Origin of the sequence: Halomonas urumqiensis (assembly GCF_003028575.1) — a bacterium.
Lineage (GTDB): Bacteria > Pseudomonadota > Gammaproteobacteria > Pseudomonadales > Halomonadaceae > Halomonas > Halomonas urumqiensis.
This window is the reverse complement of the sequence record NZ_PYUD01000005.1, coordinates 35,171-55,167: the sequence shown is the minus strand read 5'-3', so window position 1 is coordinate 55,167 and position 19,997 is coordinate 35,171. Positions and strand designations below refer to the sequence as shown.

Sequence of the window (19,997 nt, the reverse complement as noted above, 5' to 3'; positions counted from 1 at the left end):
GACATAACCCATCAGTTATGCCCGGTTGGCGAGACGTCAATTGGCACTCCTGCGACAACCCGCCACACTGATCGAGAACCCGCTACCCACAGAGACGATCAGCATGGCATTCGACAACAAGCGCTTCGTCGAGCGTGACCGCAACTGGCACCCCCCGGCTTATGCCCCCGGCTACAAGACCTCTGTGGCCCGCTCGCCAAGCCAGGCCCTGGTCAGCCTGCAGACAGCCAGCGCCTCCGAGCTCACAGGCCCCGAGTTCCGCAAGCTGCGCATGGGGCCGCACGACAACGACCTGCTGCTCAACTTTCGCGAAGACCCCGCGTTGGCAGGAGCGGCGGGCCTGCCGGTGGGGGAGCGCATCATCATGTTCGGTCGGGTCATCGACCAGTTGGGCAAACCGGTGCCCAACACCCTGGTGGAGATGTGGCAGGCCAACGCTGGCGGCCGCTACCGCCACAAGAAAGACGCCTACCTGGCGCCGCTGGACCCCAATTTCGGCGGGGTAGGGCGCTGCCTCACCGATGAGGCGGGTTGGTACCGTTTTCGCACCATCAAGCCCGGCCCCTACCCCTGGGGCAACGGCATCAATACCTGGCGGCCGGCGCATATCCACGTCTCGGTGATGGGGCCTTCGATCTCCACGCGCCTGATCACCCAGATGTATTTCGAGGGCGACCCGCTGATCCCGCTCTGCCCCATCGTGCAGACCCTCAACGACCAGGAAGCTGTTGAGACCATGGTCGGCCGCCTCGACATGGCACGCAGCCGACCCATGGATTGCCTGGCCTACCGCTTCGACCTGGTGGTGCGTGGCGAGCTGCAGACCTATTTCGAAAACCAGTGATTCAAAAATCAGTGAACCAGGCGACCGGATCGACAATCCGTGATACTGGATCAGGGGAATCATCATGAAACAGCCTAACTCTACCCCCACCGCCGAGCTCATGCTGCGCGAGACCGCCTCTCAGACCGCCGGGCCCTACGTACATATCGGCCTGGCCCTGCACGTGGCCGGCCTGCCCGAGCGCGACGAGGAGATCTGGAGCCGGATGGCCACATCCGAAGTCGAGGGGGAGCCTATCGAAGTGGTCGGCACCGTGATCGACGGCAACGGCGACCTGGTGCGCGATGCCCTGCTCGAAGCCTGGCAGGCCGACGCCAAGGGCGAGTACCGGCCCGAGTTCGACCTCGAGCAGGCCTTCAACAGCTTCGGCCGCACCGCCACCACCGCCGAGGGCGGCAGCGAGTGGTCGCTTGCCACCATCAAGCCCGGCGCGGTGAAGCGTAGCGACGGCAAGGTGATGGCGCCCCACATCAACCTGGCGATCTTCGCCCGGGGCATCAACATCCACCTGCAGACCCGCCTCTATTTCGAAGACGAAACTGAAGCCAACGCCGCCTGCCCGGTGCTCAACGCCATCGAATCGCCGGCCCGCCGCCAGACCCTGATCGCCAAGCGTGAAGAGCTCGATGGCAAGGTGCGTTACCGCCTCGATATCCGCCTGCAAGGCGAAGGCGAGACCGTGTTCTTCGACTTCTAAGCACTTCGTGTTCTAGGCGCTTCGATTCTCTGGACCCCGCCACGAATGCAGCGTCGTCGAATGGTTGGACACCCCGAGCCTTGCCACGCCTGGTGGGGCTTGGGGTGTCATCGTATGGGGCCGCCCAAGGGTAACGAGTGCGGCGAAAGCTGGATATGTTAGACCAAAGTCTAACAATCGGGTATTCTGTTAGCACCCTTATGGAATGACCGAGGTCCACCATCATGACCACCGAGACGCTCTCCCACAGCGAGACCGCCACTGCTCCCAAGGCATCCCTTGCCAAGCGCATCGGCGTGGCCGCCTACCGGTTGCTCGACCGGATGACCGAAGCGGCCTACCGCCAGCACAAGGGTTTCCTGCGTCATCCCTACCATCTCTGAGCGATTACCCCGCCGATGACAACGAGAAGCGCCAGCGCATTGCGCTGGCGCTTTTCGTTGTGATTCCTGGATATTGGCCGTACCGCCCGTTCTGGGGTGCGCCTGTGCCATCGCCTCGCTGACCCCGCCCATACGCATGTAATATCCAGTGTCGCCCCTTGTTGTATTGCGTTGATGTGGGGTCTGGTGAAAGCCCGCCATGGCGGCTAGGCTGAGTGCATGTAGCCGATTGTAAGCTGGGCAGGTGGCAATCGTTTCGAGTCCACGTGTTGATGGCGGGTTTGAGTGAGTTTGGGAAGAGCTCTGACAAGGTCTGGAGTCGACCCTAAGCAGCCATGACGGCAAAGGCAGCATGCTCGATCATCCTTGTTAGGCACTACATATGACCATGCGCAAAGCTCGATTAATTATCGTGGTGGTAGGTATAGTCCTACCATATTTGGCGCGAGTGCCTCGAGGCTCCGATGTGGTTGAGGCAGTATACGGATACCGGTTTTGGTGGCTGGCTGTTTTTTTGTGCTTTAAATGCGATAGCCTGGGGTTGCATCCTCGCTTTAAGCTTCAAGTATGAGTGGCCTGTTTCGTTGTTGGCGCCATGCATACTTGGTTTTGGCTTCTTGGCATGGGCGCATGGCACATTAGACTTGAGTGCCAACCCAAACGCGGCTATCGCACTGGTCATTATCCCAGTCTATGCGCTTGTGCCGATCGCAGTCGGCGGCATATTCGGTTACATCGTGGATCGCATGCTGCGGCGGAAAAAAATTGCCTAACCGGTAGTTGCAGTTCGTTCCGGGCCTGACGGCCCTACACCGGACGCCCTTTTTTCCGCTTCTCTGCAAAAAGGTCGCCGCTGAAAAATGGCGTTATATCAGCATGATCGCAACGCCTGCTTCTGGCCGGATGCGGAGCTCTAGGCTATCCTGATAAGAAAGGTTAGGGAATTTATATACCAAAGACAAATCTTTAGATTTTGATAATTATTCTACATGGGAGGAATGTATGCAAGATATAAAGAACCTTGAGGTTGGCATGACCACAAAGATCGGTACGGATCAGGTGAAGAATCCTGAGGTTGGCAGTGAGTATGTCCGGGATTTCGATTCTAATTCTTGGCTCCTTTTTACTGAAGACCCAGCGGAGGATCGCCCAGTTGTTGTTCGCATTGATAGTATCGATGGCGATTTTTGTCACTGTACAGTCACAAGAAAACTAAGTTGATAGCGTTTCTTAACCTTATGTTCGATTTTTTCCAAATAGTGACCTCCAACGTGCAGGACGCCGCTATTCGGCCATAAGCCTACATTCCCCATATCCCCTCATGGGCTTGTTTGTCACTACGGCGTCGTCACGCGGTACCGACCCATCAACATGCCCCTTACCTGGCGCCTTTCGAGTCACCGTTCAGGGTGGCGATCAGTCGCCGCGATCCGCCATGGTCGCGATGTTCTCCCAACCAGATGCCTTGCCAAGTGCCCAGCGCCGGGCGACCGTCGCGCAACGCTAGCGTTAGCTGGGTGCCGAGAAGGCTGGCGATGACGTGGGCGGGCATGTCATCCGGGCCTTCCATCGTGTGCCGGAAGTAGGGCAGATCGCCGGGTACCAGACGGCGGAGAAAGGCATCCATGTCGTGTCGAACGTCGGGGTCGGCGTTTTCGTTCAGCGTCAGCGAGGCTGACGTATGCAGTACTTGCAGGTGGAGCAGGCCGACGCGGCAGCGTGCCATGTCGGGCAAGGCCTCCACGACCCGGTCGGTGATCAGGTGGAAGCCCCTTTCCAAGGCGGGTAGTCGTATCTCCTGCTGGAGCCACATCGTTGCCTCCTTGTGACGATGATCCGCGATAGCCTGCCATCAGTATGTCAGCGGTGGTGGCGACGTCAAAGCCGGTCACGCCCTCAAGGCGGCCATTGGCCTACACTGGTCTCGATGGATGAGACTTCTATGGTCACAAGTATGGCCACACGCAGGAACAGCACGTGGACTTCTTGCGCCGAGCATTCGGTGATGTCGAGCTGGTGCCTATCATCCACGACCTGCTGGTCGAACATGGCGGCGACGTAGGTAAAGGCAGCGGGATCGCGTAGACCGGTGTTATTGAGTCAACGCGTGAGTGGGACTTATGTGAGCTTGAGGGAAGTTATGAAAAAGTGGGCTGCAATTGCTCTGGCGAGTTTGTCCGTTACCGTTGGGGCTGATGATACAGCGCTCGATTGTGATAATGCTGTCAGCACACTCGAGATCAATCAGTGTGCCTCCATTGAGCTGGAGTCGGCGCAAGCTGAGCTGACCAGGTATCTGGAGGCAAGCTTTGAGCATAATGTCCATGACCCTGAGTTGATCGAGTCCATCAAGATGGCTCAAAAGGATTGGCAGGATTATATGTCATCTCATTGTGATTCTGTTTATACACAATGGCGTGACGGCACCATTCGGGGTGTCATGACGATCTCATGCAAAACGAAGTTAACCAAACGCAGAACTCATGAGATTTGGTCGAATTTTTTAACCTACATGGATGGTGCGCCGCCCGTGTTGCCAGAGCCGAAATGGTAGCTAATTCAGGCCGAGAATAAAGAAGGTTCAAGGCGGATGGCCACTTTTGCCACCGCCATAGGAAGCGATCCCAATCGCCAATATCACTTGGCTTTGGCACCCAGTTCATGCAGCTTGTGAAACCATTCGTTTCGCTTTTTCTCGCTCATGGCTTCCACGCTGCCGACCAGTGTCTCTCGCACCGGCGAGAGGCCGACGAAGCCGAGGATATTGCGCTCCAGCGATTTGACGCTGTGGGCACGGTACAGATGGCGGTAGATCGCCGCTGGCATGCCCATGGTGACCACTACCCGTGCCGAGCGCCCTTTGAGTCCTTTCTTGCCGAGCGGGTTGCCTTCCACGTACTCGAAGGCAAAGCCGGGCCGCAGCACCTGTTCCAGAAATGCCTTGACCAGGGCCGGCATATCGCCAAGCCACAGCGGGAAGAACAGCACCAGGTGTTGGCACCAGCCGATGGCTTCCTGTGCCGCCGTCAGCGAGGTGGGCAGCGGGCCCGCTTGCCACTCCTTCTGGCTGTGCAGCAGCGGAAATTCGAGGGAGGCGAGGTCTATGAAACGCACCTCATGGCCCTGGGCATTGGCACCCTCGCGGTAGTGATCGGCGAGGGCATGACAGAGGTGCGCCTCGCTGGCGTCGGGGTGGCCCTGCAGGATCAGGATTCGCTGGCTCATGGCGGTGGACCCTCGCGGCAAGTTGAGTGAACAGGTGTGCTGTTCAGCTTAGCCGCGGAAGGGAGGGTCAGGCTTGATCGGCATCAAGTCCTGGTTGTGTGGAAGCGGCCGTTACAGTGCCTCTTCCAGCAGCGTGGCGAGCCGTTTGTGATGCAGGGCATCGGCGGTCGTATCGTAGACGGGGGCGTCCTTGGCGGTGAAACCGTGGGCCGCGCCCTTGTAAAGCTTACAGCCAGTGCCTTGATTTCGCCCACGGCGCTTGTGGTCACCGGGAGGATGGGAGGGGTGCCATGCCGGGTATCGGCGTCGCGGACGGGCGCCAGCGGCTGTGAAATGCGACTAAAGTCGCCGTCTCATCTTGGAAATGTCCAATTGATCGTGCTGTTTATGCCTTATTTGGTGCGTCAACTCAGGGAAAATGTCATGTATCTGGTCCTGGATACAGTTGAGCGAAAGCGAATCATCATTCGGTTTGCCAACGCCAACATGAACTATAACGATAGCCATAATGACTGGACCACACGCCCAACAAGAGGAATCCCTGATGAAACACGTCTTGTCACGTTGCCTGCTGGCCGCGTCCATCGCCGGCCTCACCGCCGCTTCCGCCCAGGCCGCCACGACACTGCGCATGGCGCACTTCTGGCCGGGTGCCTCGGGCGTCAACCAGGACATCTTCGAGGTCTGGGCCGACACCATCGAGGAGGAGTCGGGTGGTGAGCTGAGCGTCGAGATGTTCCCTTCCGGAACGCTTGCCAAGCCCGATGCCATCTACGAAGCCGTGGGCAATGGCATCGCCGATATCGGCGCCACCGCCCAGGGTTATACCGCCGGTCGTTTCCCGCTCTCGCAGATCGTCGAATTGCCAGGCGTGGCGGGCACCGCCACCCAGGGCGCCTGCGTGCTGCAGACCCTGTATGACGATGGCCACCTCGACGAGGAATATGCCGATACCCGCCCGCTGTTCATGTTCACCACCGGGCCGGGCGGTATCCACACCATCGAGACCGACGTGCAGACACCCGCCGACCTCGAGGGGCTGCGCATTCGCCGCCCGACCGCGGTGGCCGGTGACATGCTCGAGAACATGGGGGCCTCTCCGGTGGGCATGCCGGCACCGGATATCTATACCGCCATGCAGCGTGGCGTGATCGATGGCCTGAGCTTCCCGTGGGAAGGCCTCAAGGGCTTTCGCATCAACGAGCTGGTCGAATACCACACCGAAGTTCCCTTCTATACGCTGATCTTCGTCGCCACCATGAGCCAGCGTACCTACGACAGCCTGACCCCCGAGCAGCAGGCGGTGATCGACGAGAATTCCGGCATGAAATGGGCGGCCAATGCCGGCGAGGTCTTCGATCGCCTCGATGTGGAAGGCAAGCAGGAGGCCCGCGACGCCGGGCACACCATCCGCGAAATCGACAACCCGCTGGAGCATCCGGATTGGCAGCAGCCGCTTCAGGATGGCATCGAAGGCTACCTCACCGAGCTCGAGGAGCGCGGTCTCGACCAGGCTCGCGAGGTATACGAGGCGGCCCTCACCGCTAGTGATGCCTGCGCCACCTCCCAGGGTTGAATGTCATGCAGTCGTTTCTGGAACGGGCCAGCCACTGGCTGGCCCTTGTGTGCCGTGTGGTCGCCGGTATCGCCCTGGTGGCGTTGCTGGTGGTGACAATCGCCGATGTCGGTACGCGCTATCTCTCGCGATTGACCGAGGGTGCCATTGCGCTTCGGGTCTCGGGTAGTGTTGAGCTGGTCAGCTACCTGATGCTGTGTTCGTTGCTTGCGGCCATGGCCGCCAACGTCGAGAAGAGCCAGGTGGTGGTCGAGGCCTTTTCCCATGGCCTGGCGCCTGGCATCAAGAACCGTCTTCAGGGCGTCTACCTGTTGGGTTTCGCGGCGCTGGGCGTGGTGCTGTTCATTGGCTTGCTCGATTCCGCTACGGCGGCGGCACGCCATGGCGAGGTGACTCAGGATCTGCGCCTGCCCATGGGCCCCATCTATCAGGCCGCCGCCGTGCTAAGCCTGTTGCTGGGCCTGCGCAGCTTGATCCATGCGTTGCTCGGTGCGCTGTTCGGCGCCGAGGGGGAGATGTCGCATGGGGAGTGAAACGATCGGAGCCCTGGGCCTTGGCCTGTTGCTGGTGCTGATGGTGTTGCGGGTGCCGGTGGCGCTGACCATGCTGATCGTCGGGGTGGTGGGTTTTGCCCAGGTGATCAGCTGGGGGGCGGCCATCGCCCAGCTCAAGACTGTGCCGGTTGAGGTGCTCTCCAACTACAGCTTCAGTGCGGTGCCGATGTTCATCCTGATGGGGGTGCTGGCCGCCCACTCTGGCATGGCCGGCAAGCTGTTCCACTCCACCCGGGTGATCTGTGGCGGCTGGAAGGGCGGCCTTGCCATCGCGGCGGTGGGCTCCTGCGGCATCTTCTCGGCGATCTCGGGGTCTTCACTGGCCACCGCCAGCACCATGACCCGCGTTGCGCTGCCGGAGATGGAGCGCTATGGCTATCATCGCGGCCTGGCCACCGGGGCACTGGCGGCTGGCGGCACGCTTGGCATCATGATTCCGCCTTCCATTGCACTGCTGATCTACGCGATCCTCACCGAGCAATCGGTGGGCGACATGTTCATGGCGGGGCTGGTGCCGGGGTTGATGGGCCTGGTGATGTACTCGCTCACGGTGAGCGTGCTGATGCGCCTGAAGCCGTCGCTGGCGGTGGCCGGCGAGCCGACTTCGTGGAAGCAGAAGCTGCTCTCGCTGGGTGGCCTGTTGCCGTTCTTCGGGGTTTTCCTGGTGATGATCCTGGGGATCTACCTGGGGGCCTTCACGCCCACCGAGGGCGCCAGTGTCGGTGCCTTCGCCACCTTGCTGTATGCGCTCGCCAAGGGCATGCGCCTTGATGGCCTGTGGCGCAGCGTGCAGGAAACCCTGGCGCTCTCGGCGGTGGTGTTCTTCATGCTGGTGGGGGCCGAAATGCTCGGCTACTTCATCTCGGTGTCGCGCATCTCCTTCTCGATCAGCGACATGCTGTTTGCCGCCGACATGGCGCCGATCATCGTGGTGCTATGCATCCTGCTGATGTACTTCGTGCTGGGGATGTTCATGGATTCCATCGCCATGCTGGTGATCACGGTGCCGGTGGTCTTCCCGATCATCCAGGCGCTGGGCATCGATCCGGTGTGGTTCGGCATCATCACCGTGCTGACCGTGGAGTTGGGCCTGATGACGCCACCGGTGGGCATGAACGTGTTCGTGATCAAGGCCATGGCGCCCCATGTGGGGCTCGGCGAGATCTTTCGCGGGGTGGCGCCCTTTGTGGTCTCGGACCTGCTGCGCCTGGCACTGCTGATCGCCTTCCCGATCCTCTCCACGATGTTCCTGCTCTAGGCTCGCAATGCACTAGTGTCGAAAAGCCCCTGGGCTCGCCAGCCCAGCGCCGCCCCCGGTTCAGCCTTGTGACGGTACGGGGGTGTCGTCGTCTGTGGCACGTGCCGTGGATTGACGAAGCCGGAAGTCGCGAGGCGAGAGCCTGGTATTGCGCTTGAAGAAGCGGGTGAAGTAGGCCGGTTCCGAGAAGCCCAGGCTGTCGGCGACCTGGCTGATGGTCATGTTGGTGTAGGTCAACTGGCGCTTGGCTTCCAGCAGCAGGCGCTCATGCAGCAATTGCAGGGCGCTGCGATCGGCCAGGCGGCGGCACAGGGTATTGAGGTGGGCGCTGGTCATGCCCAGTTCACCGGCCAGTGACTCGATACTGGGCTGCCGGCGGTACTGGGCTTCGATCAATGCCAAAAAGCGCGTCAGATGCTCGTTACCCTTGTCGCGGCGGCGCGGGCCATGGCGGTGGTTAGGCTGGGCGCGGGTCTCCTCGATCCGCGAAAGCTCCACCACCAGCGCCTGGATCAATGCTTCCAGCAGGTAGGTACGCCCCGGTGCCGGGTGGCGGTATTCACGCTGGATCTGATCCACCAGGGTGGCGACGCGCGCCGCCTCGTGGCGCGGCTCAAGGCGCTGAAAGTCGGCGTGGTCGAGTAGCTTTCCCTGCTCCTGCAGCGTTTGGCCGAGTTGCTCCGCCAGCGGCTTCGCCAGGGTGATGATGTGGCCCTGGATGTCTTCAGAAAAGAGGAAGCCGTGGATCGCCATGGCCGGTACCACGATGGCCAGCGGCCCCTTCAGGCGGTGGCCGCTGCCTTCCAGTTCCAGGTGGACGCTGCCGCTTTCGATATGCAGCACGTGCACCAGGTCGGCATGGCGATGCGGCTTGATGCGCCAATCGTGCAGGCGGCTACGCTCGGGAATCGACTCGCAGTGCAACAGGTCCGGGGTGGGCCAATGGCGGGTCTCGCCGTAGAGCTTGAAGACGGGCACCGAGGCGACGGGGGCGGTGGGCATGGCGACCTCCTGGGATGCGACCAAAGTCGATGCGCTATCCACGGTATGTCCAAGTAATGATGCCAATCATGCCTTATTAGTGCAGTGGATTCATTGAAAAATGCAAGTCACTATCAGGCATCATTGGCTGTGTTGTCCGGGGCTGATCCGGCGACAGGTCTTTGAGGAGGCGCTGTGAACCCATCCCTGGGCGCTACCGATTCCATCCCTGGAATCGGACCTCCTCTTCGACCTGTCCCCGGCGCCCCTCACCGTGCCCAGCTACGAGAGCCTTGATCATCCCAGAATTCGATAGGGGCATTGCCATGAAAACTCAAGTCGCCATCATCGGTGCCGGGCCGTCCGGTCTGCTGCTGGGTCAGTTGCTGCAGCGCCAGGGCATCGACAACGTCATCCTCGAGCGCAAGAGCGGTGAGTATGTATTGAGCCGAATCCGCGCCGGGGTGCTCGAGCAGGGCATGGTCGACCTGCTCCGCGAAGCCGGGGTCGATGAGCGGATGGACGTCGAAGGCCTGCCCCATGATGGCGTCGAGCTGGCCTTCGACAATCGCCGGGTGCGGGTCGATCTCGCCGGCCTCACCGGGGGCAAGAGCGTGATGGTCTACGGCCAGACCGAGGTGACGCGCGACCTGATGGCGGCCCGCGAGGCGGTCGGCGGCATTACCCTCTACGAGGTCGACAATGTGCAGCCCCATGACCTGGAAACGGACAGCCCCGATGCCAAGCCCTACATCACCTTCGAAAAGGACGGCGAGACGCATCGGTTGGACTGCGACTACGTGGCCGGTTGCGACGGGTTTCACGGCGTCTCGCGCCGCTCGATTCCGGAAGGGCGTATCAAGGAATTCGAACGGGTCTACCCATTCGGTTGGCTGGGCATGCTCTCCGACACGCCGCCGGTGGCCGACGAGCTGATCTATGCGCGCCATGAGCGTGGCTTCGCTCTGTGCAGCATGCGCTCGGCGCAGCGCAGCCGCTATTACATCCAGGTAGCGCTGGACGAGAAGGTCGAGGGCTGGAGCGACGAGCGCTTCTGGGACGAACTCAAGCGCCGGCTGCCCGAGGAGACCGCCCAGGCGCTGGTCACCGGCCCTTCCATCGAGAAGAGCATCGCGCCGCTGCGCAGCTTCGTGGTCGAACCGATGCAGTATGGCCGCCTGTTCCTGGTGGGGGACGCCGCGCATATCGTCCCGCCCACCGGCGCCAAGGGGCTCAATCTCGCGGCCAGTGACGTCAACACGCTGTATCGGCTGATGGTCAAGGTCTTCAAGGAGGGCCGCACCGACCTGATCCCGCGTTACTCCGACACCTGCCTCAAGCGCATATGGAAGGCCGAGCGCTTTTCGTGGTGGATGACCTCCATGCTGCACAAGTTCTCCGATGAGGACGATTTCAACTCGCGCATGCAGCAGGCCGAGCTCGACTACGTGACCAGCTCCGAAGCGGGCCTGACCACTATCGCCGAGAATTACGTGGGCCTGCCGTATGAGTCGTTGGAATAACGGGTTACGGGCTGAGCGGCGAAGTCCTGTCGCCGTCGAGCCGCGGGCGGGCTTCGGGCGGTTCGTTGTCCGTCGCGCTCAGGGATAGCGTCCGCTGCGGCGGTTCTCCACCAGCACCGCGAGGATCGCGTTTGCCTCCTGCATGATCGGTGATGCCTCCTCGCCGCGCCGGCGGCTGCACAGCACCGGCGACGTGAGCCCCTTGTCGGCCAGGTAGACGAAGCTGACGCCATCCCGCCTCACCCGCCGAACCTGCTCCGGCACCAGGCTGATGCCTATCTCCGAGGCCACCAGCCCAAGTGCCGTCTGCAGTTCATTGGCTTCCTGCACCACCTCGACCTTCAACCCATTGCGCCGGAACATGCCGAGCATGTTATCGGCCATGCTCGGGCGCGGCTTGGCGGGAAACAGGATCAGCGGATAACGAGCCAGCTCGGCAAGGGTCGGCTCGGTGCCCTCCAGCGGGTGGCCGCAGGGCACGGCGGCCATGATCGGTTCATCGAACAACACCTCCTGCTCCACGTCCGGGTCGTCGATACGCATGCGTCCGAACCCGAGATCGATGCGTCCCGCCTTGAGCGCCTGGATCTGCTGCACGGTGGTCAGTTCGGCCAGTGTCAGCTCGACGTTATCCTTTTGTCGCAAATCGCGCACCAGCAACGGCAACTGTCCGTAGAACACGGATGGCACGAAGCCGATGCCGAACATCACGCGCTTGCTGCGCGCCATGCGGCGCGTGGACTCGAGGGTGGCATCGACCTTTTCGAGAATCTGCAGGGCATGCTGCTGGAAGAACAGGCCGGTCGGCGTAAGGCGCAATCCACGTGGGCCGCGCTCGAAAAGCTCGGCGCCGATTTCCTGCTCCAATTGCTTGATCTGCCTGGATAATGGTGGTTGCGACATGTGCAGCCGTTCGGCCGCGCAGGTCAGGTTGAGCTCCTCGGCAACCACACAGAAGTACCTGAGATGACGTAGCTCCATGATACCTCCAGGGTATGGCTGGGCACTCAAACAATATTGGTTCGTGGTTCCGGCTGCAATCAGACTCCCACTCAATCACCTGATTGCGTGCACCGGGAGCCGCCATGACAACCGTTATCGAGACCATTGACACCCTGCTGGTCGACCTGCCGACCATAAGACCGCACAAGCTGTCCATGACCACCATGGCACGCCAGACCCTGGTCATCGTGCGCATGCGTCACTCCGACGGCATCGAGGGCCTGGGGGAGGGCACCACCATCGGTGGGCTGGCCTATGGCCCCGAGAGCCCCGAGAGCATCAAGCGCAATATCGATACCTATCTGGCGCCGCTGCTGATCGGCCAGCCCTCCGGCAACATCAACACCCTGCGCGCACGCATGGCGCGCCATACCCGCGGCAACATGATCGCCAAGTCGGCCCTGGAGACCGCGCTGCTCGATGCCCAGGGCAAGCGCCTGGGGCTGCCGGTGTCCGACCTGCTCGGCGGCGCGCGCCATACCCATCTGCCGGTGCTATGGACGCTGGCGAGTGGCGATACCCACAAGGATATCGATGAAGCCTTCCAGCGCCTCGATGACCGACGGCACTGCGATTTCAAACTCAAGATTGGGGCCAACGCCGTGGACGACGACGTTCGCCATGTGGCCGCCATCAAAGCGGCGCTGGGCGACCGCGCCAGTGTCAGGGTCGACCTCAACCAGGCCTGGGACGAACGCACCGCGGTGCGCGGCATCCAGGCCCTGCAGGATGCCGGTATCGAATTGGTCGAGCAGGCCATACCGGCCCGCGAGCATGCCGGACTGATTCGACTGTCGCGTCGCTTCAATGTGCCGATGCTGGCCGATGAGTCGGTACAGGATGCCCGCGATGGCCTGGACCTGGCTTGTGCGGGATTCAGCGGCGCCTTCGCATTGAAGCTCGCCAAGTCGGGTGGGCTCTATGGAGTGCTGGAACTGGCGCATGTGGCCCAGGCCGCCGGTATCGGCCTCTACGGCGGCACCCTGCTGGAAGGCACCATCGGCACCGCCGCCTCATTGCACGCCTGGGCGACGCTTCCCGAGATGGCCTGGGGCACCGAAATGTTCGGCCCGCTGCTGCTCGAGGACGACATCGTCACCGCACCGCTTGAATACCACGAGTTCGGTGTCGACCTGCCGCGCTTGCCTGGCCTCGGCATCACCCTGGATGAAGACAAGCTGGCGCACTATTCGCGCGGCTGAGCCCCTTCAACGTATCAACCGGAATCGAGTGGAGAACGTCCCATGCTGTTTCAAGTGCAAATGACCGTGAAGCTGCCGCCCGACATGCCCCCCGAGCGGGCCGCCGAGATCAAGTCAACCGAGAAGGCGTACGCGCAGGAACTGCAGCGCACCGGCAAGTGGCGCCACCTGTGGCGGGTCGCCGGCAGCTACGCCAACGTCAGCATTTTCGACGTGAAAGACAACGCCGAGCTGCAGGAGATCGTCTCGAACCTGCCGTTGTTTCCGTACATGGCGATCCATGTCACACCGCTGTGCCGTCATCCCTCTTCGGTTCGTGATGACGATAGCTGACCTGGCCTTGCGCCCGGAACGCGATACAACCCGATCAACAAGATATCCATCCGAGCATTGACGTTCACCACGTCCGATTCGGAGCGGGAGGAAAACCACCATGAGCTACACCATTGCACTCAACTTCGAGGACGGCGTGACCCGTTTCATCGGTTGCAAGGAGGGGGAAACGGTTCTCGACGCCGCCTATCGCCAGAAGGTCAACCTGCCGATGGACTGCTCCGACGGCGTGTGTGGAACCTGCAAGGGCCACTGCGAACAGGGTGCCTTCGACATGGGCGACGAGTACCTCGAGGAGGCGCTCTCGGATGAGGAAGCCGCCGACGGCATGGTGCTGACCTGCCAGATGGTGCCGGCGTCGGATTGCGTCGTTCAGGTGCCGGTCGCCTCCACGCTGTGCAAGACGGCGGTGGGCAAGTTCAACGGCACGGTCGCCTCGGTGGCATCGCTCTCGGAAGACAGCATCGAGCTTGCCATCGACCTGGACGATGATGCCGAACTGGCCTTCCTGCCTGGCCAGTATATCCATATCGAGGTGCCTGGCAGCGACACCCACCGCTCCTACTCATTCAGCTCGCTGCCGGGTGAGCGGCGCGCCACCTTCCTGATCCGCAATATCCCCGGCGGGGTGATGAGCGGTTACTTGACCGAACGCGCCGCCAGTGGCGACCGGCTCAGCATGACCGGCCCGCTGGGCAGCTTCTATCTGCGCGAGGTCAGCCGCCCGGTATTGATGCTGGCCGGTGGTACAGGCCTGGCACCGTTTCTCTCGATGCTCGAACAGCTCGCCGTGAAGGGGTGCGAGACGCCCATTCACCTGATCTACGGGGTCAACAAGGACGACCACCTGGTCAAGGTGGATGCACTGGAGGCCCTGGCCGAGCAATTGCCGCGCTTCACCTATGCCACCGTGGTGGTGGACGAGGCGAGCAGCCACCCTCGCAAGGGCTACGTGACCCACCACATGGATGCCGAGGTGATGCACGACGGCGATATCGACGTCTACCTGTGTGGGCCACCGCCGATGGTGGATGCCGTGCTCAGGCACTTCGACGCCCAGGGCATCGTGCCGCAAAGCTTCCATTACGAGAAGTTCACACCCAACCAGGTGGGGGAGGCCGCATGAGCCAGATTCCAGCGCCGCGTTTTCAGGATCAGGTAATGGTGGTGACCGGTGCGGCCCAGGGCATCGGTCAGCGTGTCGCCGAGCGGGCCGCGGCCGAAGGGGCGCGCCTGGTGCTGGTGGATCGCGCCGCGCATGTCGAGTCGGTGGCCGCCGGTTTGCGCGAACAGGGCACACAGGTAATGGCGCTCCAGGCCGACCTCGAAACCTGGGAGGGCGCTGAAAGCGTGATGACCCAGGCACGCGAGCACTTCGGACGCATCGATATCCTCATCAACAACGTCGGCGGCACTATCTGGGCCCAGCCCTTCGAGCACTACTCGCCCGAGCAGATCGAGAAGGAAGTGCGGCGCTCGCTGTTCCCGACGCTGTGGTGCTGCCGCGCGGCGCTGCCGCACCTGCTGGAGAGCCGCGGCAATATCGTCAACGTCTCGTCGGTGGCGACCCGCGGCCTGATGCGCGTGCCCTATGCCGCCGCCAAGGGTGGGGTCAACGCCATGACGGTGGCCCTGGCCTTCGAGTATGCCGAGCACGGCATTCGGGTGAATGCCACGGCCCCCGGAGGCACCGAAGCGCCACCGCGCAAGACCCCGCGCAATACCGCCGAGCAGACCGAACAGGAGAAGGCCTGGTACCGGACACTGATCGAGCAGACCAAGTCCACCAGCTTCATGGGGCGTTACGGCAGCCTCGATGAACAGGCGGGCCCGATCCTGTTCCTGGCCTCCAGTGATGCCAACTACATCACCGGCACCGTCATCCCGGTGGCCGGCGGCGACCTCGGGTAGCGACACGACGCTTCCCGAGACAGCGTTTCCCGACACCAAGCTTCCCGAAACCCAGCTTCCCGAAACCCAGCTTCCCGAAACCCAGCTTCCCGAAACCCAGCACAACAACGATTCCCTGGAGCCCCCATGAAACACCTCGAGAAAGGCGTCGGCCTCGCGACGGCGCCACGCGACTTCCTGCGCGACCTCAATGTCGACAACCTGAGCGCCGGCGTGGTGGCAGGCATCTTCGGCCTCAGTGCCGGCGTGATCCATATCAGTGCGGGTACCGCCGCCGGGCTGCCGCAAGAGTTCACTCTGCTGTGGGTGATCAGCTACCTGTTCATCAACGGCCTGTTCGGTCTGTTCCTGCCGGCCTACTACCGCCTACCCCTGCCGGTCGCCAACTCCATCCCGGGGGCACTGCTGTTCGCGGCGATCATTCCCGTGGTGGGGCTCAACGAGGCGCTCGGGGCGACGCTTATGGCGGGTGCCATCTCGTTGGTCATCGGCCTGGCGGGCTGGATGAGCCTGATCATGCGGCTGATTCCGATGCCCATCGTGATGGGCATGGTGGCGGGTGTATTGCTGAAGTTCGGCACCAACATGGTTGCGCCGCTGGGGAGTGCGCTGCTGCCGGCAACGATCATGATCCTCTCCTTCTTCTTTGCCGCGCGCTACCTGAGGCGGGTGCCGCCGCTGGTGATCACCCTGGTGGTCGGCATCGCCTACATGGCGCTCTCCGGTGCGGATTTTTCCAGCGTGGCGTTCTCGTTCAAGATGCCCGAGTTCATCATGCCGGCGTTCTCCCTGCAGGCTTTCCTGGCTTATGGCCTGCCCCTGGCGCTGATCCTGGTCGGCATGGAGACCCCCGCCGGGGTAGGGCTGGTCAAGGGCATGGGCTACCAGGAGGCCCCGGCCAATGCCATCACCACGGTGGGCGGCATCGGCACCATGATCTCGGCCTTCTTCAACCTGCACAGCACCTGCATCGCCGCACCGATGACCGGCATCTGCTCCTCGCCCGAGGCGGGCACCCACGACAAGCGCTGGGTGGCCGCGGTCATCGTCGGCATCATCTTCGTGGTAGCGGCCCCCTTCTATGGCTTCGTGTTCAGCCTGATCGAAGCGATGCCCAGCTACTTCATCGCCATCATCGCCGGCCTGGCGCTGCTGCGGGTGATCAGCTCGGCCATGCACATCACCTTCTCCGGCAAACATGAGGTGGGCGCCATGTTCTCCTTCCTGATCGCCGTCTCCGGGATCCAGATCTTCGGTATCGGCGCCTCCTTCTGGGCGCTGGTGCTGGGGGTCGGCCTCTCAATGCTGGTGGAGTTCCGGGATTTCGACTTCTCCGAGGAGCGTGCCGCGCTGCGCAAGCGCTTCCCGGCCAACCACCCAGGCTGATCCACCCGGACGGATACACCCAGGCCGGCAGGGTTGCCGGCCCTTGCATGACGCCATCCTCCTTGACGCCATCCTCCTTGACCCGTAGCTGCCTCGGCAGCACGGGTCTTTTTTGTGTGGGGAAACACTGCACAAATGCCTGCGCGAGCGAATCGCTGCGTTGCGCGGTGCGCGGAGCTCCCCGAACCCGCCACGTTCGCGCCTTATCCTTTTGTCTCGATCGGCGTCGGCCAGAGGAGTGGATTGGCGCCCGCGATGTGGCCTGCCCCACCGGCATAGTGCTTCGTCACCACCCAGGAACAGGCCAGGCACAACAGCCCGCCTTGCCAAGAAGCTCCGTGCAAGTCGTTTATTTGAAAGCCTTTTGTTTCTCGCCTCGCCAGAAGGGAAGCCGCTGGGTTCGCGGCGATGGCCATACCCCAGGGGTATGGAGGGGAACTTAAACAATATTGGTGACGACTTCGCCGCCTGGCCAGAATCACCTCATCAAGCAACGAACCCCTCCATCGAGATGTGGCCTGTCAGGCATCCGGAGGTTTCGACCACTTGCCTTGCATCTCCGATGACACACCGCAGGGCATAACGACAACGATGAGAGCATGACCATGACCGTGAAGATTTTCGATACTCCCGAGGTCCAGACCTTCCTGAACACCGTCGCCGGCTTCGACCAGACAGGCGGCAGCGAGCGCGCCAAGCAGATCATGCACCGCCTGCTGTCCGATGTGTTTCGCCTGATGGACGACTTCGATGTCAGCGCCGAGGAGTTCTGGACGGCTGTCAGCGTGCTTAACGCGCTGGGTAGCGGCACCCAGTTCGGCCTGCTGGCGCCGGGACTGGGCTTCGACCACTACCTGGACATGCGCATGGACGCCGCCGATGCCGAGCGCGGCCTGCTGGGCGGCACCCCACGCACCATCGAAGGCCCGCTCTACGTGGCCGGTGCCCCGGAAGCCGAGGGCTTCGCGCGCATGGACGATGGCAAGGACCAGGACGGCGAGACCATGTGGTTGACCGGCCAGGTGCGTGACGTCGACGGCAATCCCGTCGCCGGCGCCAAGGTCGAGATCTGGCACGCCAACTCCAAGGGCGGCTACTCGTTCTTCGACCCGACCCAGGGCGAGTACAACCTGCGCCGCAGCATCTTCACCGATGCCGAGGGTCGTTATACCGCGCGCAGCATCATCCCCTCAGGCTACGGCTGCCCACCGGATAGCCCGACCCAGCAGGTACTCGACCTGCTCGGTCGCCACGGTCAGCGCCCGGCGCATATCCACTACTTCATCTCCGCCCCGGGCCACAAGCACCTGACCACCCAGATCAACCTGGCCGGCGACCCCTACACCTTCGACGACTTCGCCTTCGCTACCCGCGAGGAGCTGGTTGTGCCGGCCACGCGCATCGAAGACACGGCGGAGATCGCCAGGCGCGAGCTGGATGGGCCCTTCTCCGAGGTGGTGTTCGACATCGAGCTGGCCAAGACCGCGGCACCCGAGCTGCAGGTGCGTCATGCCCGCCCGCGTGCCAAGGAAGACGAGCAGGACCAGCACAGTCAGCTGGCCGGTACCGCCAAGGTTTGATCGGCACCTGGATTATTTCCGTTACTTCCAGCCCGGTGCGCCGGGGGCAGGCCGAAGAGGAGGTGCGACTTGTTTACAGCGCCTCCTCGATGGTCCGGCACCCCGGGGCCTGTCCCCGGGTCAGCCCCAGGCAGCCAAGACAAGATTAAAGAGGATGACTCCATGACCACCAATCTTGACCAACTCGAGCAACGCGTCCGCGGCGCCGTCGTCGACGACGCCGACAACGGCATCTTCCGCTGTCACCGCAGCATGTTCACCGAACAGGCCTTCTTCGACCTGGAGATGAAGCACATCTTCGAAGGCAACTGGCTGTTTTTGGCCCACGAAAGCCAGATCAGCGAGCCGGGCGACTACTTCACCGTGACCATGGGCCGCCAGCCGGTGGTGATCACCCGCGACAAGCAGGGCGAGCTGCACGGGCTGATCAACGCCTGCGCCCACCGTGGCGCCACCCTGTGTCGTCGCAAGCAGGGCAACAAGGGTACCTTCACCTGTCCCTTCCACGGCTGGACCTTCAAGAACGATGGCAAGCTGCTCAAGGCCAAGAACGAGAAAAACGGTGCCTATCCGGAAGGCTTCAAGCAGGAGGGCTCCCACGACCTCAAGCGTCTGCCGCACTTTGAAAACTACAAGGGCTTTCTGTTTGGCAGCCTGAGCGATGACGTGGTGCCGCTGGAGGAGTACCTGGGCGAGACCACCAAGATCATCGACAATATCGTCGACCAGGCGCCGGAAGGCCTTGAGATCCTGCGTGGCACGTCGTCCTACACCTTCAACGGCAACTGGAAGCTGGGCGCCGAGAACGGTGCCGATGGCTACCACGTCAGCTCCGTGCACTGGAACTACGCCTCGACCATGGAGCGTCGCAACTACGATGCTGGCGGCACCAAGGCGGTGGACGCCGATGGCTGGTCCAAGAGCCAGGGTGGCTTCTACTCCTATGAAAACGGCCACATGATGCTGTGGACGCGGCTGCTCAATCCCGAAGTGCGCCCTGTGTACGCCCGCAAGGATGAGATCGAGGCAGAACTGGGCGCGGCGCGTGCCGACTCCATCGTCAACCAGACCCGTAACCTCTGCCTCTACCCCAACGTCTACCTGATGGACCAGTTCTCCACGCAGATCCGCGTGCTGCGTCCGCTCGGCGTCGACAAGACCGAAGTCACCATCTACTGCTTCGCGCCCAAGGGGGAATCGGCGGAGAACCGCCGTGTGCGCATCCGCCAGTACGAGGACTTCTTCAATGTCTCGGGCATGGGTACGCCGGACGACCTCGAGGAGTTCCGCGCTTGCCAGGACGGCTACAGCGGGGCGCTGTCCGAGTGGAACGATCTCTCGCGTGGCGCCAGGCAGTGGATCGAGGGGGCCGACGACAACGCCAAGGCAATCGACATGAAGCCGCTGCTCAGCGGGGCCTCCCCGGAAGATGAAGGCCTATACGTGTTGCACCACAAGCACTGGGTCGAGGAGATGCTGCGCGCCATCGACAAGGAACGCAGTCGGTTTATCACGACTGAGCCCGCCACCCAGTCAGCATGA

General features: G+C 62.3%; 21 protein-coding genes and 1 pseudogene. 17 read left to right on the top strand and 5 right to left on the bottom strand.

Annotated features, from left to right (window positions below; genetic code table 11):
- Positions 1-103 precede the first annotated feature (103 nt).
- The 5 genes from pcaH to C6V82_RS18045 all read left to right on the top strand — a co-directional run bounded on the left by pcaH (position 104) and on the right by C6V82_RS18045 (position 3,145).
- Entirely contained in the window at positions 104-844 is a 741-nt protein-coding gene (gene pcaH / locus C6V82_RS13470) for a protocatechuate 3,4-dioxygenase subunit beta (protein WP_102587955.1), read from the top strand.
- 64 nt (positions 845-908) lie between these two features.
- On the top strand, positions 909-1,541 hold the full coding sequence (pcaG, locus tag C6V82_RS13465; protein WP_102587911.1) for a protocatechuate 3,4-dioxygenase subunit alpha: 633 nt from the start codon (positions 909-911) through the stop codon (positions 1,539-1,541).
- 224 nt (positions 1,542-1,765) lie between these two features.
- On the top strand, positions 1,766-1,924 hold the full coding sequence (locus C6V82_RS18130; protein WP_180978268.1) for a hypothetical protein: 159 nt from the start codon (positions 1,766-1,768) through the stop codon (positions 1,922-1,924).
- Positions 1,925-2,388: 464 nt separating this feature from the next.
- On the top strand, positions 2,389-2,697 hold the full coding sequence (locus C6V82_RS13460) for a hypothetical protein (RefSeq protein ID WP_219724499.1): 309 nt from the start codon (positions 2,389-2,391) through the stop codon (positions 2,695-2,697).
- A gap of 229 nt (positions 2,698-2,926) precedes the next feature.
- On the top strand, positions 2,927-3,145 hold the full coding sequence (locus C6V82_RS18045) for a hypothetical protein (RefSeq protein WP_146009672.1): 219 nt from the start codon (positions 2,927-2,929) through the stop codon (positions 3,143-3,145).
- Between the two features lie 157 nt (positions 3,146-3,302).
- Here C6V82_RS18045 and C6V82_RS13455 read toward each other — a convergent pair whose 3' ends face one another.
- Positions 3,303-3,737 carry a secondary thiamine-phosphate synthase enzyme YjbQ gene (locus C6V82_RS13455; protein WP_102587912.1) on the bottom strand — a complete coding sequence of 145 codons (435 nt, stop codon included), beginning with the start codon at positions 3,735-3,737 and terminating at the stop codon, positions 3,303-3,305.
- Between the two features lie 327 nt (positions 3,738-4,064).
- Here C6V82_RS13455 and C6V82_RS13450 point away from each other — a divergent pair, with 327 nt between their 5' ends.
- Complete coding sequence (locus C6V82_RS13450; protein WP_102587913.1) at positions 4,065-4,478, top strand: lysozyme inhibitor LprI family protein; 414 nt, start codon at positions 4,065-4,067, stop codon at positions 4,476-4,478.
- A gap of 83 nt (positions 4,479-4,561) precedes the next feature.
- Here C6V82_RS13450 and C6V82_RS13445 read toward each other — a convergent pair whose 3' ends face one another.
- Positions 4,562-5,149: an NAD(P)H-dependent oxidoreductase gene (locus C6V82_RS13445; protein ID WP_102587914.1), complete on the bottom strand. Its 588-nt coding sequence runs from the start codon at positions 5,147-5,149 to the stop codon at positions 4,562-4,564.
- Positions 5,150-5,260: 111 nt separating this feature from the next.
- Positions 5,261-5,383 (bottom strand): annotated as a pseudogene (locus C6V82_RS18365) (dienelactone hydrolase family protein); the annotation flags it as partial.
- 310 nt (positions 5,384-5,693) lie between these two features.
- On the opposite strand from C6V82_RS18365, the gene C6V82_RS13435 reads away from it, so the two are divergent.
- The 3 genes from C6V82_RS13435 to C6V82_RS13425 are packed head-to-tail and all read left to right on the top strand — an operon-like array spanning position 5,694 to position 8,537.
- Positions 5,694-6,725: a TRAP transporter substrate-binding protein gene (locus C6V82_RS13435; RefSeq protein ID WP_102587915.1), complete on the top strand. Its 1,032-nt coding sequence runs from the start codon at positions 5,694-5,696 to the stop codon at positions 6,723-6,725.
- Between the two features lie 5 nt (positions 6,726-6,730).
- Complete coding sequence (locus C6V82_RS13430; RefSeq protein ID WP_102587916.1) at positions 6,731-7,258, top strand: TRAP transporter small permease; 528 nt, start codon at positions 6,731-6,733, stop codon at positions 7,256-7,258.
- Positions 7,248-8,537 carry a TRAP transporter large permease gene (locus tag C6V82_RS13425; protein WP_102587917.1) on the top strand — a complete coding sequence of 430 codons (1,290 nt, stop codon included), beginning with the start codon at positions 7,248-7,250 and terminating at the stop codon, positions 8,535-8,537. The genes C6V82_RS13430 and C6V82_RS13425 overlap by 11 nt, the downstream gene beginning before the upstream one ends.
- Positions 8,538-8,597: 60 nt before the next feature.
- Here the strand turns inward: C6V82_RS13425 and C6V82_RS13420 are convergent, their stop codons facing one another.
- Positions 8,598-9,539, bottom strand: coding sequence for a helix-turn-helix domain-containing protein (locus C6V82_RS13420; protein WP_102587918.1), 942 nt, complete (start codon positions 9,537-9,539; stop codon positions 8,598-8,600).
- A gap of 305 nt (positions 9,540-9,844) precedes the next feature.
- Here C6V82_RS13420 and pobA point away from each other — a divergent pair, with 305 nt between their 5' ends.
- The gene (gene pobA / locus C6V82_RS13415) at positions 9,845-11,041 is read left to right on the top strand and encodes a 4-hydroxybenzoate 3-monooxygenase (protein WP_102587956.1); all 1,197 of its coding nucleotides are present in this window, start codon (positions 9,845-9,847) and stop codon (positions 11,039-11,041) included.
- A 78-nt stretch (positions 11,042-11,119) separates the two neighbouring features.
- On the opposite strand, the gene C6V82_RS13410 is transcribed toward pobA, so the two are convergent.
- Entirely contained in the window at positions 11,120-12,022 is a 903-nt protein-coding gene (locus C6V82_RS13410) for a LysR family transcriptional regulator (RefSeq protein ID WP_102587919.1), read from the bottom strand.
- A 104-nt stretch (positions 12,023-12,126) separates the two neighbouring features.
- Between C6V82_RS13410 and C6V82_RS13405 the strand changes: the two genes are divergently transcribed.
- From C6V82_RS13405 to C6V82_RS13370, 7 genes are all read left to right on the top strand, one after another.
- Positions 12,127-13,245 (top strand): muconate/chloromuconate family cycloisomerase, encoded by a 1,119-nt coding sequence (locus C6V82_RS13405; RefSeq protein WP_102587920.1) that lies wholly within the window; start codon positions 12,127-12,129, stop codon positions 13,243-13,245.
- Between the two features lie 42 nt (positions 13,246-13,287).
- On the top strand, positions 13,288-13,578 hold the full coding sequence (gene catC / locus C6V82_RS13400; RefSeq protein ID WP_102587921.1) for a muconolactone Delta-isomerase: 291 nt from the start codon (positions 13,288-13,290) through the stop codon (positions 13,576-13,578).
- Between the two features lie 100 nt (positions 13,579-13,678).
- Positions 13,679-14,704 (top strand): benzoate 1,2-dioxygenase electron transfer component BenC, encoded by a 1,026-nt coding sequence (benC, locus tag C6V82_RS13395; RefSeq protein WP_102587922.1) that lies wholly within the window; start codon positions 13,679-13,681, stop codon positions 14,702-14,704.
- Positions 14,701-15,489, top strand: a complete 789-nt coding sequence (gene benD, locus C6V82_RS13390) for a benzoate diol dehydrogenase BenD (RefSeq protein WP_180978269.1) — start codon at positions 14,701-14,703, stop codon at positions 15,487-15,489. Before benC ends, benD begins: the two co-directional genes overlap by 4 nt.
- 126 nt (positions 15,490-15,615) lie before the next feature.
- Positions 15,616-16,875 (top strand): benzoate/H(+) symporter BenE family transporter, encoded by a 1,260-nt coding sequence (locus C6V82_RS13380; RefSeq protein ID WP_102587923.1) that lies wholly within the window; start codon positions 15,616-15,618, stop codon positions 16,873-16,875.
- Between the two features lie 605 nt (positions 16,876-17,480).
- Positions 17,481-18,455 (top strand): catechol 1,2-dioxygenase, encoded by a 975-nt coding sequence (gene catA / locus C6V82_RS13375; RefSeq protein ID WP_102587958.1) that lies wholly within the window; start codon positions 17,481-17,483, stop codon positions 18,453-18,455.
- 162 nt (positions 18,456-18,617) lie between these two features.
- A complete protein-coding gene (locus C6V82_RS13370) occupies positions 18,618-19,997 on the top strand; it encodes a Rieske 2Fe-2S domain-containing protein (RefSeq protein ID WP_102587924.1) in 1,380 nt (459 codons plus the stop codon).

Excerpts from the sequence above, each read along its gene's own strand:
- pcaH (WP_102587955.1), top strand. The coding sequence starts at position 104 with ATGGCATTCGACAACAAGCGCTTCGTCGAGCGTGACCGCAACTGGCAC.
- pcaG (WP_102587911.1), top strand. The coding sequence starts at position 909 with ATGAAACAGCCTAACTCTACCCCCACCGCCGAGCTCATGCTGCGCGAG.
- C6V82_RS18130 (WP_180978268.1), top strand. The coding sequence starts at position 1,766 with ATGACCACCGAGACGCTCTCCCACAGCGAGACCGCCACTGCTCCCAAG.
- C6V82_RS13460 (WP_219724499.1), top strand. The coding sequence starts at position 2,389 with ATGTGGTTGAGGCAGTATACGGATACCGGTTTTGGTGGCTGGCTGTTT.
- C6V82_RS18045 (WP_146009672.1), top strand. The coding sequence starts at position 2,927 with ATGCAAGATATAAAGAACCTTGAGGTTGGCATGACCACAAAGATCGGT.
- C6V82_RS13455 (WP_102587912.1), bottom strand. The coding sequence starts at position 3,737 with ATGTGGCTCCAGCAGGAGATACGACTACCCGCCTTGGAAAGGGGCTTC.
- C6V82_RS13450 (WP_102587913.1), top strand. The coding sequence starts at position 4,065 with ATGAAAAAGTGGGCTGCAATTGCTCTGGCGAGTTTGTCCGTTACCGTT.
- C6V82_RS13445 (WP_102587914.1), bottom strand. The coding sequence starts at position 5,149 with ATGAGCCAGCGAATCCTGATCCTGCAGGGCCACCCCGACGCCAGCGAG.
- C6V82_RS13435 (WP_102587915.1), top strand. The coding sequence starts at position 5,694 with ATGAAACACGTCTTGTCACGTTGCCTGCTGGCCGCGTCCATCGCCGGC.
- C6V82_RS13430 (WP_102587916.1), top strand. The coding sequence starts at position 6,731 with ATGCAGTCGTTTCTGGAACGGGCCAGCCACTGGCTGGCCCTTGTGTGC.
- C6V82_RS13425 (WP_102587917.1), top strand. The coding sequence starts at position 7,248 with ATGGGGAGTGAAACGATCGGAGCCCTGGGCCTTGGCCTGTTGCTGGTG.
- C6V82_RS13420 (WP_102587918.1), bottom strand. The coding sequence starts at position 9,539 with ATGCCCACCGCCCCCGTCGCCTCGGTGCCCGTCTTCAAGCTCTACGGC.
- pobA (WP_102587956.1), top strand. The coding sequence starts at position 9,845 with ATGAAAACTCAAGTCGCCATCATCGGTGCCGGGCCGTCCGGTCTGCTG.
- C6V82_RS13410 (WP_102587919.1), bottom strand. The coding sequence starts at position 12,022 with ATGGAGCTACGTCATCTCAGGTACTTCTGTGTGGTTGCCGAGGAGCTC.
- C6V82_RS13405 (WP_102587920.1), top strand. The coding sequence starts at position 12,127 with ATGACAACCGTTATCGAGACCATTGACACCCTGCTGGTCGACCTGCCG.
- catC (WP_102587921.1), top strand. The coding sequence starts at position 13,288 with ATGCTGTTTCAAGTGCAAATGACCGTGAAGCTGCCGCCCGACATGCCC.
- benC (WP_102587922.1), top strand. The coding sequence starts at position 13,679 with ATGAGCTACACCATTGCACTCAACTTCGAGGACGGCGTGACCCGTTTC.
- benD (WP_180978269.1), top strand. The coding sequence starts at position 14,701 with ATGAGCCAGATTCCAGCGCCGCGTTTTCAGGATCAGGTAATGGTGGTG.
- C6V82_RS13380 (WP_102587923.1), top strand. The coding sequence starts at position 15,616 with ATGAAACACCTCGAGAAAGGCGTCGGCCTCGCGACGGCGCCACGCGAC.
- catA (WP_102587958.1), top strand. The coding sequence starts at position 17,481 with ATGACCGTGAAGATTTTCGATACTCCCGAGGTCCAGACCTTCCTGAAC.
- C6V82_RS13370 (WP_102587924.1), top strand. The coding sequence starts at position 18,618 with ATGACCACCAATCTTGACCAACTCGAGCAACGCGTCCGCGGCGCCGTC.